This is a genomic window from Cellulomonas sp. NS3 (genome assembly GCF_024757985.1).
Taxonomy (GTDB): domain Bacteria; phylum Actinomycetota; class Actinomycetes; order Actinomycetales; family Cellulomonadaceae; genus Cellulomonas_A.
This window is the reverse complement of the sequence record NZ_CP103289.1, coordinates 2648783-2661502: the sequence shown is the minus strand read 5'-3', so window position 1 is coordinate 2661502 and position 12720 is coordinate 2648783. Positions and strand designations below refer to the sequence as shown.

General features: G+C 75.2%; 11 protein-coding genes. 6 read left to right on the top strand and 5 right to left on the bottom strand.

Annotation, left to right across the window (positions count from 1 at the left end; genetic code table 11):
• Positions 1 to 85 precede the first annotated feature (85 nt).
• From NXY84_RS12195 to NXY84_RS12180, 4 genes are all read left to right on the top strand, one after another.
• On the top strand, positions 86 to 2416 hold the full coding sequence (locus NXY84_RS12195; protein WP_396126211.1) for a glycoside hydrolase family 3 N-terminal domain-containing protein: 2331 nt from the start codon (positions 86 to 88) through the stop codon (positions 2414 to 2416).
• A gap of 173 nt (positions 2417 to 2589) precedes the next feature.
• Positions 2590 to 2943 (top strand): L-rhamnose mutarotase, encoded by a 354-nt coding sequence (locus NXY84_RS12190; protein ID WP_258723356.1) that lies wholly within the window; start codon positions 2590 to 2592, stop codon positions 2941 to 2943.
• Between the two features lie 119 nt (positions 2944 to 3062).
• A complete protein-coding gene (locus tag NXY84_RS12185; protein ID WP_258723355.1) occupies positions 3063 to 5360 on the top strand; it encodes an esterase-like activity of phytase family protein in 2298 nt (765 codons plus the stop codon).
• 194 nt (positions 5361 to 5554) lie between these two features.
• Complete coding sequence (locus NXY84_RS12180; protein WP_034629589.1) at positions 5555 to 5791, top strand: helix-turn-helix domain-containing protein; 237 nt, start codon at positions 5555 to 5557, stop codon at positions 5789 to 5791.
• 130 nt (positions 5792 to 5921) lie between these two features.
• Here NXY84_RS12180 and NXY84_RS12175 read toward each other — a convergent pair whose 3' ends face one another.
• A complete protein-coding gene (locus tag NXY84_RS12175) occupies positions 5922 to 6077 on the bottom strand; it encodes a hypothetical protein (protein WP_258723354.1) in 156 nt (51 codons plus the stop codon).
• Between the two features lie 300 nt (positions 6078 to 6377).
• Here NXY84_RS12175 and NXY84_RS12170 point away from each other — a divergent pair, with 300 nt between their 5' ends.
• Both NXY84_RS12170 and NXY84_RS12165 read left to right on the top strand, forming a co-directional pair.
• Positions 6378 to 6791, top strand: a complete 414-nt coding sequence (locus NXY84_RS12170) for a hypothetical protein (RefSeq protein WP_258723353.1) — start codon at positions 6378 to 6380, stop codon at positions 6789 to 6791.
• Between the two features lie 94 nt (positions 6792 to 6885).
• Entirely contained in the window at positions 6886 to 9036 is a 2151-nt protein-coding gene (locus tag NXY84_RS12165; RefSeq protein WP_258723352.1) for a SpoIIE family protein phosphatase, read from the top strand.
• A gap of 43 nt (positions 9037 to 9079) precedes the next feature.
• Here the strand turns inward: NXY84_RS12165 and NXY84_RS12160 are convergent, their stop codons facing one another.
• From NXY84_RS12160 to NXY84_RS12145, 4 genes are read right to left on the bottom strand one after another with little or no spacing between them, the layout of a single operon-like run.
• Positions 9080 to 10351, bottom strand: coding sequence for a hypothetical protein (locus NXY84_RS12160; RefSeq protein ID WP_258723351.1), 1272 nt, complete (start codon positions 10349 to 10351; stop codon positions 9080 to 9082).
• Positions 10352 to 10361: 10 nt separating this feature from the next.
• Entirely contained in the window at positions 10362 to 11162 is an 801-nt protein-coding gene (locus NXY84_RS12155) for an amino acid ABC transporter ATP-binding protein (protein ID WP_309484991.1), read from the bottom strand.
• The gene (locus NXY84_RS12150; protein WP_258723350.1) at positions 11149 to 11814 is read right to left on the bottom strand and encodes an amino acid ABC transporter permease; all 666 of its coding nucleotides are present in this window, start codon (positions 11812 to 11814) and stop codon (positions 11149 to 11151) included. Before NXY84_RS12150 ends, NXY84_RS12155 begins: the two co-directional genes overlap by 14 nt.
• Positions 11815 to 11848: 34 nt before the next feature.
• Positions 11849 to 12679 carry an amino acid ABC transporter substrate-binding protein gene (locus NXY84_RS12145; protein ID WP_258723349.1) on the bottom strand — a complete coding sequence of 277 codons (831 nt, stop codon included), beginning with the start codon at positions 12677 to 12679 and terminating at the stop codon, positions 11849 to 11851.
• Between the last annotated feature and the right edge of the window lie 41 nt (positions 12680 to 12720).

Here is a 12720-nt window from a genome sequence, read left to right as displayed (position 1 = left end):
CACGTCACCGGACGCGCGCCCGGCCGGGGGGCCGCCGCCCGGCGTGCGTCCGCCGCCGGGCGCTCCTCCAGTGAGGACACGAACCGTGACAGACATCGACCTGGGCGTCGCGCGCCCGGACACCACCTCCGACGGCCCCTGGAGCGACCGGGTCGTCGCCCTCCAGCAGCAGATGACGCTGCGGGAGAAGCTCGCGCAGCTCGTCGGCCTGTGGGTCGGCGCCGGCGCGGACGGTGAGGTCGTCGCCCCGCTGCAGGACGCGATGCTCGGGGAGCAGGCGCCGCCGTTCGAGGAGTTCGCGGGGGACGGCCTCGGCCACCTGACGCGCATCTTCGGGACGCGTCCCGTCGAGCCCGAGGCCGGTCGGCGCGCGCTGCGGGACGCCCAGCGCTGGCTCGTCGCGAACACCCGCCTCGGCATCCCGGCGATCGCGCACGAGGAGTGCCTCACGGGGCTCGCGGCGTGGAAGGCCACGACGTTCCCGACGCCGCTCGCGTGGGGCGCGAGCTTCGACGCCGACCTCGTCGAGCGCATGGGCGCGGCGATCGGCGCGAGCATGGCGGACCTCGGGGTGCACCAGGGCCTCGCGCCCGTGCTCGACGTCATCCAGGACCCCCGCTGGGGCAGGGTCGACGAGTGCATCAGCGAGGACCCGTACGTCGTCGCCACGATCGGCACCGCGTACGTGCGCGGGCTGCAGAGCGCGGGGATCGTCGCGACGCTCAAGCACTTCGTCGGGTACTCGGCGTCGCGGGCCGGACGCAACCTCGCGCCGGTCCACGCCGGGCCGCGCGAGCTCGCGGACCTGCTGCTCCCGCCGTTCGAGATGGCGGTGCTCGACGGCGGTGCCCGCTCGGTCATGCACTCGTACGCGGAGGTCGACGGCGTCCCCGCCGCGGCCGACCGCACCCTGCTCACGGAGCTGCTGCGGGAGCAGTGGGGCTTCGACGGCACGGTCGTCGCCGACTACTTCGGTGTCGCGTTCCTGCACACGCTGCACGCCGTCGCCGGCGACCTCGCGGACGCCGCGCGCCAGGCGCTCGAGGCGGGCGTGGACATCGAGCTCCCCACGGGCAACGCGTTCCTCGAGCCGCTCGCGATGGCCGTCGAGTGCGGCGACGTCTCCTCGGGCCTCGTGGACCTCGCCGTCCTGCGGGTGCTGACGCAGAAGGAGGAGCTCGGGCTGCTCGACGCCGACTTCAGCGCGGATCCCCGGGATGGCGGCGTCGACCTCGACCCCGCCGAGCACCGGGCGCTCGCGGCGCGGCTGGCCGAGGAGTCGGTCGTGCTGCTCGCCAACGACGGGGTGCTGCCGCTGCGCGGTCCGGCCCGCGTGGCCGTGGTCGGCCCGAACGCGCACCGCCCCGAGGCGCTCTTCGGCTGCTACTCGTTCGTCAACCACGTGCTGCCCCAGCACCCGGGGACCGAGCTCGGCATCGACGTCGCGACGGTCCTCGACGCGCTGCGCGGCGAGCTCACGGGTGCCGAGGTCACGTACGCGCGCGGGTGCGAGGTCGACGACGAGGTGCGCGACGGCATCGCGGACGCGGTGTCCGCCGCGGGCCTGGCCGACGTCGCGGTCGTCGTCGTCGGCGACCAGGCGGGCCTGTTCGGGCGCGGGACGGTCGGCGAGGGGTGCGACCGGGACAGCCTCGAGCTGCCCGGCGTCCAGCGCGAGCTCGTCGAGGCCGTCGTCGCGACGGGGACGCCCGTCGTGCTCGTGCTGCTCACCGGGCGCCCGTACGCGATCGGGTGGGCGGTCGAGGGCTGTGCGGCCGTGGTGCAGGCCTTCTTCCCGGGCGAGGAGGGCGCCGCCGCGATCGCGGGCGTCCTGTCCGGCCGGGTCAACCCCTCGGGCCGGCTGCCCGTGAGCCTGCCGAACTCGGCGGGGACGCAGCCGTACTCCTACCTCCACCCGCCGCTCGGCGGTGCGTCGTCGGTGAGCAGCGTCGCCACCGCGCCGGTGCTGCCGTTCGGCCACGGCCTGGCGTACACGACGTTCTCCTACCCGGGCCTCGTGCTGCGCGACTCCGAGGTGCCCACGGACGGCACGATCCACGTGGCGGTCGACGTGCGCAACGACGGCGACCGCGCGGGAGCCGAGGTCGTCCAGCTGTACGGGCACGACGTCGTCGGCTCGGTCACGCGGCCCGTCGCGCAGCTCCTCGCGTACGCGCGCGTCGAGCTCGCGCCGGGGGAGCAGGCCACGGTGCACCTCGCCGTGCCGACGACACGGCTCGCATTCAGCGACCGCAGCCTGCGCCGCGTCGTCGAGCCCGGGGCCGTGGACGTCTGGGTGGGCCGCTCGTGCGAGGACCGCGTGCTCGAGGGGCGGGTGACGCTCGTGGGGAGCGTGCACCCGGTCACCGTCGCGGACCCGCGCTGCGCGCAGGTGGACGTGACGCGCGCGTCGTAGCAGGCGCCGCGCGGCTCCGTCCGCCTCCACGAGCGGCGGGCACCCGGTCACCGGGTGCCCGCCGCTCGTGCGTGGCGGCGCGGTGCCGGGGGAGGCATCCTCCTGGTGCGGGCCGTCCGCGCCCGCACGCACCCGCCCGCGCCGCCCGCGCGGCCGTCCGCACCGGAGGTCCCATGGCCCGCGTCTGCTTCCTGTCCCGCATCCGTCCCGACCGGATCGACGTCTACCGCGCACGGCACGCGGAGGTGTGGCCGGAGATGCTCGAGGCGCTGCGCGAGACGGGGTGGCGCGACTACACGCTGCACCTCGCGCCGGACGGGCTGCTCGTGGGCGTGGTCGACGTGGACGACTTCGACGCGGCGCGGGAGGCGATGGCGGCGCGCGAGGTCAACGCGCGGTGGCAGGCGCAGATGGCCGAGCTGTTCGGGTCCGACGGGCCGCCCGACGAGGGTTTCGTCGTGCTCGAGTGCGTCTTCGACCTCGACGCGCAGCTCGCGGCGCTGGGTGGGGACGGCGCCCCGCGCTGACGACCGCGGCTGCCCGGTGCTCGTACCTCGGCTGCCCGAAGGTGCCGATTCACCCGATGGTCACCCGTGCCACGCCCGGAGTTGTGGCGTGCGTCGGCGACCGGCAGTTCGATCGGAGCATGAGACGCAGAGCAGCCCTCCCTCTCCTCGCCGTGCCCCTGTCCCTCACGCTCGCGGCGACCCTGCTCGCCCCTGCGGCGGCCGCGACCGCGAGCACCACGGCGGCGCCCGCGGACGAGTCGTCCACCGCGACCTCGTCCAGCGGGGCGGCGGACGCCGGACGCGGCGACCGCCGCACGACCACGACCCCGACGCTCGTCGCGCGCGCGACGCTCTCGGCCGACACGCTCACCGAGGGGCCGCCCTCCGGGGCGCTCGCGACCCCCGCGAACGGTCGCCAGGGCCCGTTCCCGGGACAGGTCGTCCCCGGCTTCTCGGGGATGGTCGACGCCGGCGACGGCACCTTCTGGGCGCTGCCCGACAACGGCTTCGGCACCAAGGCGAACTCCGCCGACTTCCTGCTCCGCGTCTACCGCGTCACGCCGCAGTGGCAGACCGCCGACGGCGGCCCGGGCGCGCTCGAGCTCGGCGAGCACCTCTCGCTGAGCGACCCCGACCACCACGTCGACTTCCCGATCGTCAACGACGCGACTCCCGAGCGGCTGCTCACGGGGGCCGACTTCGACGTCGAGTCCATCGTGCGGGCCCCCGACGGGACGTTCTGGATCGGCGAGGAGTTCGGCCCGTTCGTGCTGCACGTCGACGCCGACGGTGCGCTGCTCGCCCCGCCCGTCCCGCTGCCGGACGCGAAGTCGCCGCAGAACCCGTACCTGACGCCGGGCGAGACCCCCCGGCTCCGCGCGAGCAACGGCTTCGAGGCGCTCGCCGGCTCGCCCGACGGGAAGTACCTCTACCCGATCACCGAGGGCGCGTTCGTCGACGACCCCGACCAGCGCCGCCGGACGGTCTACCAGCTCGACACCCGGACGGGGGAGTACACGGGCCGCACGTGGGCGTACCAGACGGACCGCGCCGCGAACGTCGTCGGCGACGCGTTCATGACCAGCCGGCACGAGCTGCTGGTCGTCGAGCGGGACAACTTCGACGGGCCCGCGTCGGTCACGAAGCGCGTGTACGGGATCGACCTGCGGCACCGCGAGCGCGACGGCTACCTCGAGAAGACCCTCGTGCTCGACGCGCTGAAGATCGCGAACCCCGACGGCATCGGCGCCGGCGACGGCTACGGCACGGGCGACCCGTTCGCGTTCCCGGTGCAGTCGTTCGAGACGGTCGTGCGCCTCGCGGACGGGCGGCTCCTGATCGCCAACGACAACAACTACCCGGGCAACGCCGCGCGCGTGCCGGGCACGCCGGACGACACCGAGGTCGCACTCGTCGAGCTGCGGAAGACGCGCGCGGAGCGCCCGGGCGAGATCACCGTCGTCGGGCACCGCGGCGCCTCGGGCTACCGGCCCGAGCACACGCTCGCCGCCTACGAGACCGCGATCCTGCAGTGCGCGGACTACATCGAGCCCGACCTCGTCTCGACCAAGGACGGGGTGCTCGTCGCGCGGCACGAGAACGAGATCGGCGGGACGACCGACGTCGCGACCCGCGCGGAGTTCGCGGACCGTCGCGTCACGAAGACCATCGACGGGGTCGCCCTCACCGGCTGGTTCACCGAGGACTTCACGCTCGCCGAGCTCCGGACGCTGCGCGCCAAGGAGCGCATCCCGGCGACCCGCCCGGCGAACACGGCGTTCGACGGCCTCTACGAGATCCCGACGCTCGACGAGGTCCTCGACCTCGCCCGCCGCTCCGTCACGTGCGACGGCCAGCAGGTCGGCGTCTACCCGGAGACCAAGCACCCGACGTACTTCGACTCGATCGGGCTGTCCCTCGAGGAGCCGCTCGTCGCGGAGCTGAAGGCGGCGCGGCTCGACGGGCGCAAGGCGCCGGTCATCGTGCAGAGCTTCGAGACGGGCAACCTCCGGGACCTCGACCGGATGACCGGCGTGCGGCTCGCGCAGCTCGTGAGCTGCTCCGGAGCGCCGTACGACCTCGTCGCTGCGGGTGACCCCCGCACGTACGCCGACCTCGTGACCCGCGCCGGGCTCCGCGACGTCGCGCGCTACGCGGACGGCGTCGGCCTCTGCAAGGACGTGATGATCCCGCGCGCGGCCGACGGGACCCTCGGTGAGCCGACCCGCGTGATCGCCGACGCGCACCGCGCACACCTCGTGGTGCACGGGTGGACCTTCCGTGCGGAGAACCAGTTCCTGCCCGCGGACCTGCGCAGCAGCGCCGACCCGAACGCGTACGGCGACCTCGCCGGCGAGATCCGGGCGTTCGTCGACGCCGGCATGGACGGTCTCTTCAGCGACCACCCGGACCTCGCGGTCGCCGCGGTCGGCTGACCGGACGCACGTCCGGGGGCGGTCGGCGGCGACGCCGCGGACCGCCCCCGGACGGGTGCGTGGACTCGCTCACGAACAGGTGAGAAGAAGTTCACGAAACCGCGTCATAGCGGTGACGGTGGTGCCTCTCATCGGGTGACAGACGCTCGAGCACGACCCGACGGACCGGGTCGTGCCACCCCCGGAGGACCACCATGAGCACGATCGAGGCCACGCGCACCCTGATCACCCCCCTCGCCGAGCCGCTGACCCGGCGCGAGCGCGTCGTCCTGGCCGAGCTCTCGGAGGACGTCACGCTCGAGGAGATCGCGGCCCGGCTGTGGGTCTCGCGCAACACCGTGAAGTCCCAGGTGCGCAGCGCGTACCGCAAGATCGGCGTCTCGACGCGTGCCGAGGCCGTCGCCTGGGCGCGGGCGGCCGGCCTCAGCTGACCGGCCGGGTCGAGCGGCGTGCGTCCACGGCGACGCGCGCTGCAGCAGCAGGGGTGCTGGGCGTCGGTCTCCAGCCGGGACCGACGCGGCCCCCGGGCCGCCGGTCCGCTCGGCGCGTGGGGCGCCGGGCCTAGCGTCCGGTGAGCCCGGCCACCAGGTCGAGCGCCGCCGGACCGGCCAGGAAGACGGCGGCCACGAGCACGACCGAGGCGACCAGCCGGCGACCACCGGCGGCCGGGTTCTCGCCCGCGCCGGCGAACATCGTGTAGGGATGCGTGTCGTGCATGAGGGTCCCCCTCCGAGCTGCCCCGTCCTCGTCGACCGGGCACTTGCGACAAAGCGTACGACCTCGTCGGCCGTGCCCGTGAACGCCGCACGCCCCGCGCGTCGCACGTCAGCGCCCGCCCGCGGGTCGTGACGCTGCGGGTGCAGGTGCGCCCCGTTGCGAGCACCCTGGGACCGACGCGTCGGGCCACGTGCCCCGGCCGGCGGTCGAGCGAGGGGAGACACGGATGGCAGGACGGACGGAGCTCGCCGGATCGGCGTGGCGGGCGGTCGCGGAGCAGTGGCCCCGCGTCGTCCAGACGTGGCGCGCCGTCGACGAGTTCCTGCGTCAGCCCCCGAGCTGCCCGCGGCGGCGCAGCGCACCCTCGAGGTCGGGCGCGCGCGCCTCGCCGCCGCGCAGCAGCAGCGCTCACCCGAGGCGCGCGTGCGGGCCACGCTCGCCACGGTCCGCCGGCTCGCCGACGAGTGCGCCGCGCAGGCGCCGGACGACGCGGCGCTCCTCGAGCAGGTCGCGGAGTGGCGCCGCGGTGCCGACCGCATCGACCAGGCGCTGACGATCGCTTCCGGCCAGCGCGGTCTCGCCCGCCGGAAGATGCTCGCCCGCGTCGTCGCACGCACCGACGCCCTCGCGGGCGAGGCGTTCGACCGGCTCGTCGCCGACACGGGACACCGGCAGGTGCCGCCGGACGCGGGGCGGGACGTCCCGACCGGGTGACGTCCCGCACAGCGCGACCGAGCACGCGCGTTCGTGGGGAATGATGGTCCCTCACGCTGCGGGTCCACCGTCCGGCGCACATGCAGGAGGTCGGATGGTCAGCCCGGGTGCGCGTGCGGACGACGGGCACGAGGTGGTCCCCGACCCGGCGCTCCTGCTCGGCGAGCTCGCGATCGAGGCGGCCGGCATCGGGACCTACGACTGGGACCTGCGCACGGGCCGGATCCGGTGGGACGCCCGGATGCTCGAGCTCTTCGGCCACGACGAGAGCTCGTTCGACCACACGTTCCAGAGCTTCCAGGCGCGCGTGCACCCGCACGACCTGGCCACCGTCGAGAGCCTGCTCGACGAGGCGATCGCGGCGTGCAGCGACTTCGAGATGCAGTACCGGGTCGTGCTCGACGACGGGGACACGCGCTGGGTCGTCGCCCGCGGGCGGGTCCTGCCGGGCCCCGACGGGACCGCCGTGCGCGTGCTCGGCGCCGGCTACGACGCCACGGCGCGTCACGACGGCGAGGCGCGCGTCGCGCGCATCCTCGAGGCCATCCCGACGGCGTTCTTCTCCGTGGGGCTCGACTGGCGCTTCACCTACGTCAACGCCGAGGCCGAGCGCCTCCTCGGGCGCACACGCGACGAGCTGCTCGGCGGCGACCTCTGGGAGCTGTTCCCGGCGGCCGTCGGGTCGGACTTCGAGCGCAGCTACCGAGGGGCCGTCACGACCGGCGAGGCCGTGGTGTTCGACGCGTACTACCCCGCGCCGCTCGACGCCTGGTACGAGGTGCGGGCGTGGCCGGGGCCCGACGGGCTGGCCGTCTACTTCCTCGACATCACCGCGCGCCGGCGCGCGCAGGCGACCGCCGAGAACGCGGTCGTCCGGGCGGCGCTCACCGCGTCGGTCACGTCGAGCCTCGCCGAGACCCTCGACGCCGAGGAGGCCGTCGCACGGCTCGCCCAGCTCGTCGTGCCCGCCCTCGGGGACTGGTGCGTCGTGACGCTCGTCGAGGACGACGAGTCGCGCGGACCGCGCCGGCGCCTGCGCGACGTCGGGTCGTGGCACGTCGACCCGCAGGCCCGGGCGCTCGCGGCGCGGTACTCCGAGGTGCGGCTCTCGGCGCTCGCGGACTCCTCCTTCCTCCTGCGGGCGCTGGCCACCGGCGAGGTCGTCGACGTCCCGCACGGGGCGACGGAGGCCGTGCGCGGGGTGCTGGCAGCCGGGGAGGCCCACGACCTCGTCGGGCGGCTCGCGCCGGAGAGCGCCACGATCCTGCCGCTGCGCGGGCGCGGGCGGACGGTGGGGGCGGTCACCCTCTTCAACGGTGCCGCCCGCGGGCAGATCGGCGCCGAGGACCTGGCGACGGCCGTCGAGGTCGCGGGCCGGGCCGGGCTCGCGCTCGACAACGCGCGGCTCTACCGCCGTCAGCGACAGGTCGCGGAGGAGCTCCAGCGCTCGCTGCTCACGGCGCCGCCCGAGCCGGACCACGTGCAGATCGTCGTGCGCTACGAGCCCGCTGCGGAGGCCGCGAAGGTCGGCGGCGACTGGTACGACGCGTTCCTGCAGCCGGACGGCGCGACGGTCCTCGTGATCGGCGACATCGTCGGGCACGACATCACCGCCGCCGCGTCCATGGGCCAGGTCCGCTCGATCCTGCGCGGCATCGCGGTCGCGACGGGCGCGGGTCCGGGCGAGCTCGTCACGAAGGTGGACCGGGCGCTGCGCACGCTCCAGGTCGAGACGCTCGCGACCGCGGTGGTCGCGCGCATCGAGCAGACCGACGACGAGCGCGCCCGCGGCGTCACGCACCTGCGCTGGTCGAACGCGGGGCACCCGCCGCCGATGGTCGTCAACCCCGACGGGACCGTCCTCGCGCTCTCCGGCCTCGGTCCCGACATGCTCCTGGGCGTGCAGCCGGACTCCCGGCGCACGGAGTCGGAGGTCGCGCTCGACCGCGGCTCGACCGTCCTGCTCTACACCGACGGGCTCGTCGAACGGCGGGACCGGGGGCTCAAGGAGGGCATGACGCTCCTGCGCGACACGCTCGAGGAGGTCGCGGCGCTCGGGCTCGGCCTCGACGAGCTGTGCGACGAGGTCATGCACCGCATGCTGCCCTCACGACCCGGGGACGACGTCGCGCTCGTGGCGGTCCGGCTGCACCGCCAGGACCGGCCGCGGCCGGCGGAGGCCGGCCCCAACGTGGTGCCGCCCGACGTCCCCGACACCCCCGAGATCACGCCGCAGCCGGGCTGACGGCGCCGGCGAGGAGCCGACCGACGCGCGCTCGGCGGGCGGGTCAGTCCGCCGACGGCTCGTCGAGCTCGTCGCGGAGCCGGTCGACCTCGCTCTGCGCGTCGTCGCGCGTCGCCGCGGCGTCGTCGGCCGCCGCGCGCGCGGTCCCGAGCTGCGCGTCGAGCTCGGTCCGCCGGGCCCGCAGCCGGGCGAGCCGCTGCTCCGCCTCGGCGATCTCACGGACCGTCTGCTCGTGACGTCCCTCGACGTCCTCGACGGTCTCGTCGGCGGCGGCGAGGCTGCGCTCGGCGGCGGCGAGCTCCTTCTCCGCGCGCGCGAGGCGCCGGCCGACCTCCGCTCGGCGGCGCCGCTCCGCCGCCGCGCGCTCGCGCTCCGCCGCACGCTCGGCGGCGGCGCGCTCCCGCTCCGCCCGTTCGCGTTCGGCCCGCTCGGCGCGCTCGCGCTCGGCTGCAGCCCTCTCGGCTTCCGCCCGCTCCCGCTCGGCCTGCTCCTGCGCGGCCCGCTCCTGCTCGGCCTGTTCCCGGTCGGCGCGCCCGGCCTCGTCCCGGTCCCGGGTCGCACGATCGCGCGACCCGGCGTCACGCGCCCCGCCGTCCTGTGCCTCGGCGCCGGCCCCGGGGTCGTCCTCGCCCGTCGCGCCGCCGCGTCGAGCACGGTCCGTCGACGCCGTGGGGGCGCGCCCGCGCGACCGTCCGGGCGCACGCCCGGCCGCCGCCCGCCGCTGACGTGCGACCTCGAGCTCGTCGACGTCCGGACGCGCCCGGCGGCGGGTCGGTGCGGCCGGCTCGGCGTCCTCCCCGTCCGCGGTCGCGTCGACCGGCGCGACCGCCCCGTCGACGTCGACCGGCCCGAAGCCGGTGCTCTGCAGGTCGGCGACGAGCAGCCCGGAGCGCACCGCCTCGGCGGCGTCCGGGTCGGCCATCGCGGCGTGCAGGGTCGCGTGCACGTTCTGCGCGATCGTCGGGCTCAGCGGGTGGCCCGCGTCGCGCGCCGCGGCCTCGGCGCGCCGGCGCACCTCGACGAGCAGCTGGTGCTGCTGGCGGTTCAGGTCGCGCAGGTCGGCGCCGGACAGCGACGCCTGGGCCTCCCGCAGCGCGGCGCCCATCGACAGGAGCTGGTCGACGAGCCCGGGGTCGCGGCGCACGAGCAGGTTGACGGCCCAGGCGGCGGCGCTGGGCCGGGGGAGCGCCGCCAGCCGGGTCGCGAGCGCCCGGTCCTTCGCGGCCCGGGCCTCCTTGGCGCGCGCGTTCCGGGCCGCCGTGAAGTCGGCGGGGGCGAGCCCGTACAGCTCGTGCGCGACGTCCCGGAGCTCCACGCGCGCCGCCTCAGAACGGGTGCAGCAGCCGGCGCAGGAACTGCTGCGTGCGCTCGTGCTGCGGCGCCCGCAGCACCTGCGCCGGGTCGCCGTGCTCGACGATCGTGCCGCCGTCGACGAACGCGACCTCGTGCGCGACCTCGCGGGCGAACTGGAGCTCGTGCGTGACGATGACCATGGTCCAGCCCTCGAGCGCGAGCTCCTTGATGAGCCCGAGCACGTCGCCGACGAGCTCCGGGTCGAGCGCGGACGTCGGCTCGTCGAACAGCAGGAGGCGCGGGCGCAGGGCCAGCGCGCGGACGATGCCCACGCGCTGCTGCTGCCCGCCCGAGAGCTCGAACGGGTAGGCGTCGCGCTTCTCGGCGAGCCCGACCCGCTCGAGCAGCCCGAGCGCCTCGCGGGTCACGTCGGCGACCGGGCGCCGCTGCACGACGACCGGCCCCTCGAGCACGTTCTCGAGGACCGTCTTGTGCGGGAAGAGGTTGTAGTGCTGGAACACCATCGCCGAGCAGTCACGCAGCGTCGCGAGCGACCGCGGCGAGGGTGCGCTGGCGAAGTCGAGCCGGACGTCGTCGCCCACGGTGATGGTGCCGGCGTCGGCGGTCTCGAGGCCGTTGAGGCAGCGCAGCGCGGTCGTCTTGCCCGAGCCCGACGGGCCGATGAGCGCGAGCACGCGTCCGCGCTCGACGGTGAGGTCGACCGACCGGAGCACCGGGTTGTCCCCGAAGCTCTTGCGCAGGCCGCGCACGGTCAGCAGCGGCTCGCCGACCCCGGACGAGGCGGCGGCGGTGGCGCCGTCAGTGGGCGACATAGCGGTCCAATCGCGTCTCGATCCGCGTCTGCCCTGCGGACAGGGCGAGGCAGATGACCCAGTACACGAGCGCCGCCTCGAGGTACACGAGCATGAACTCCCCGCTGAACGCCGCGATCTCCTGCGCGTTGCGGAACAGCTCGGTCACGAGGATGACCGACGCGAGCGAGGTGTCCTTGACCAGGCTGATGAACGTGTTCGAGAGCGGCGGCACGGACACGCGCGCGGCCTGCGGCAGGATGATCCGGCGCAGCGCGAGCCGTCGCGACATGCCGATCATGTACGCCGCCTCCCACTGCCCCTTGGGCACGGAGAGGATGGCGGCGCGGATGACCTCGGCCGCGTAGCCACCCACGTTGATCGAGAACGCGGCGATCGCGCTGGGCCACGGGTCGATCACGACGCCGACCGACGGCAGCCCGTAGAAGACGAGGAAGAGCTGGACGAGCAGCGGGGTCCCGCGGACCAGGGAGATGTACGCGCGGGCGGTCCCGGCGGCCCAGGCGTGCCGGGACAGCCGCATGAGGGCCAGGACCAGCGCGAGCGCGAGCCCGATCACGAACGACACGATCGCGAGCGGGATCGTGCCGGTGATCGCCCCGGACGCGATGGGCCACAGCGACGACGCGAACAGCTCCCACGTCTCGTTCACGGCGCGCGCCCCGCGTCGGGTCCGGGCGGCGTCGTCAGCGCGTCACGTCCTCGCCGAAGTACGTCTCGGAGATCTCGGCGAGCGTCCCGTCCTCCGCGAGCGCGGCGAGCGCCTCGTCGATGCGCTGCTTGAGCGCGTCGGCGCCCTTGGGGAGCGCGAACGCGCTCTGCGAGGACTCCTCGGTCTCGACCGCGATCTCGAGGCCGTCGGCCCCGCCCTCCTGCTGGGCGTCGAGGAACGTGAGCTTGTCGTTGATCGTCGCGTCGACCCGGCCCTGCTGGACGAGGGCGGCGGCCTGCGCCCACCCCTCGACGGCCTCGATCGTCGCGCCCGACTCCTCCGCGAGCTCGTGCCAGTTGCTCGTGAGCGACTGCGCGGTCCGCTTGCCCGCGAGGTCCGCGAACGAGGTGATCTCGGTGTCGCCCTCGGGCACCACGATCACGCCCGTCGAGACCGTGTACGGCGTCGAGAAGGTGTAGGACTCCTCGCGGTCGGGGGTGATGGAGACCTGGTTCGCGATGACGTCGAACCGCCCCGCCTCGAGGCCCGCGAAGATCGCGTCCCACTGCGTCTCCTCGAACTCGACCTCGACGCCGAGCTCCTCGCCGACGGCGCGGGCGACCTCGACGTCGAACCCGGTGAGCTCGCCCGAGCCGCCCTCGTGGAACGAGAAGGGCCGGTAGGTGCCCTCGGTGCCGACGGTGAGCGTCCCGGAGTCGAGGACCCGCTGCAGCGAGTCGTCGCCGCCGCCGGTCGCGGGGCTCGACCCGGAGCCGGCCTCCGGCTCCGCGGCCGAGCACGCGGCGAGGGAGAGGGCGAGCGTGGTGGCGACTGCGGCGGTGCGGATCAGGGCGTTCATGGGCATGGTCCGATTCGACCACACGCGCGCAGGAGCCGCTGGGGATG

Bases quoted from the DNA above. Each gene is read 5' to 3' on its own strand.
- NXY84_RS12185 (WP_258723355.1), top strand. From the start codon at position 3,063: ATGAGACGCAGAGCAGCCCTCCCTCTCCTCGCCGTGCCCCTGTCCCTC.
- NXY84_RS12155 (WP_309484991.1), bottom strand. From the start codon at position 11,162: ATGTCGCCCACTGACGGCGCCACCGCCGCCGCCTCGTCCGGGGTCGGC.
- NXY84_RS12175 (WP_258723354.1), bottom strand. From the start codon at position 6,077: ATGCACGACACGCATCCCTACACGATGTTCGCCGGCGCGGGCGAGAAC.
- NXY84_RS12145 (WP_258723349.1), bottom strand. From the start codon at position 12,679: ATGCCCATGAACGCCCTGATCCGCACCGCCGCAGTCGCCACCACGCTC.
- NXY84_RS12165 (WP_258723352.1), top strand. From the start codon at position 6,886: ATGGTCAGCCCGGGTGCGCGTGCGGACGACGGGCACGAGGTGGTCCCC.
- NXY84_RS12190 (WP_258723356.1), top strand. From the start codon at position 2,590: ATGGCCCGCGTCTGCTTCCTGTCCCGCATCCGTCCCGACCGGATCGAC.
- NXY84_RS12180 (WP_034629589.1), top strand. From the start codon at position 5,555: ATGAGCACGATCGAGGCCACGCGCACCCTGATCACCCCCCTCGCCGAG.